The 1,368-nt window shown below is 72.3% G+C and carries 1 pseudogene; it reads left to right on the top strand.

The features are described from left to right. Positions 1–771: 771 nt before the first annotated feature. A pseudogene (locus MXD58_RS27605) lies at positions 772–1,368 on the top strand (HAD-IIIC family phosphatase); the annotation flags it as partial.

The following is a 1,368-nucleotide window of genomic DNA, read 5'->3' as shown; positions in this document are numbered from 1 at the left end:
CCGTCAGCATGAGCAGGAGGACGAGCACGCCCATGATCAGCGGCGCCCACCGGGCGGGGGCGGCCCCTCGAGGCCGGGCGGCGTGCTGCATCGGTCAGACCTGTCTGGGGGCGGAGCCGGTGGGAGACGGGGCGGTGTTCGGTCGAATGCCCGGATTGACGGACAACGGGGTGGCTCGGGTGGCGGCAGATGGGGGTCGGGGCCAATGGTTGATAGGGACCCGGCGGGCGTCGCGACAGTGGGGCGTGTGAAGGAGTTTTCCATATGTCCCGGGCTGTCTCGGCGCTTGTCAGCAAATGGATAGATCCGGGTTGGTTGGTTCTGCGTTGCGCCTTCGTCGACTGTCCGGTTCGGTTGGCCTGAGCGGTTCGCCGGGGTGTCCGCCCAGCCCGGGGGCGTGATCGTGGGGGCGGTCGCGGACCCGTGCGCCGGCCTTCGCTGATGTTCGTCCGTGGTCGTGGATGTGGGTCGCGAACCGGGTGAGATGACAGTAAGGCCGGCTTCGAGAGTTATCGGCGACGTTGACCCCTCGTGGTATCCCGGTCGGTCCGAACGTTCGGTTCGAACCAACTCTCACGTGAGGGTAGAGTTTGGGCGGTCGGGTGCGGGTGCCGGAACGGGTGACTCCGAAAGGGGCCGCTGATGATCGAAACGGGGGGTGTCGCAGTGGGGGTACGTCCGGGCACGGTCGAACGGATCCGGGGCGGTGACGCATCCGAGCAGGCCGCCGCGATCGAGCGGGCCGCCGCGGCGCGGGCCGCCGTCGCCGAGTTGACCGGGCGCGCCGCCAGGAGTGAGTTGCCGAGCGCGAAACTGTGCCGCGATCTGGCCGTCGCGCACGAGCGTGCCGGGGATCCGGCGGGCGCGCTGCGGTGGTCCCTCGCCCTCACCGACACCGACGCCGACCTCGGCGCCTGGTCGGCGGCGGCCGGGGTGCTGCGGCGATGCCTGCCGCGGACCGCGCCGCTGCCCCGGTCCGCCCGGGTGGCCGTCCTCGGCAGCTACACCACGTCCCAGCTCACCGCGCTGCTGCCGTTGGCCGCCGCGCGGGCCGGGGTCGCCGTGGAGACCTACGAGTGTGGCTACGGGCAGTACCGTCAGGAGATCCTCGACCCGGACAGCGAGTTCTACCGCTTCGCGCCGGATGTGGTCGTGCTCGCGGTGCACGCGGGGGACGCCGTCCTGCCGGCGGTCAGTGAGCACCCGGACGCCGCCGTCGCGGCCGAGGTGCGGCGCTGGACATCGCTGTGGGAGACCATGCGCGCCCGCTGCGGCGCGCGGATCGTGCAGCACGCCTTCGCCCTGCCGGCCGAGGTGGCCCTCGGCCACTTGGCGCTGCGCACGGCCGGCTCGCGCCCCGCCCTGCTG

Source organism: Frankia sp. AgKG'84/4 (genome assembly GCF_023242965.2).
Classification (GTDB): Bacteria; Actinomycetota; Actinomycetes; order Frankiales; family Frankiaceae; genus Frankia.
Note: the sequence above shows the minus strand (reverse complement) of the source record. Positions and strands in the feature narration are given on the sequence as shown.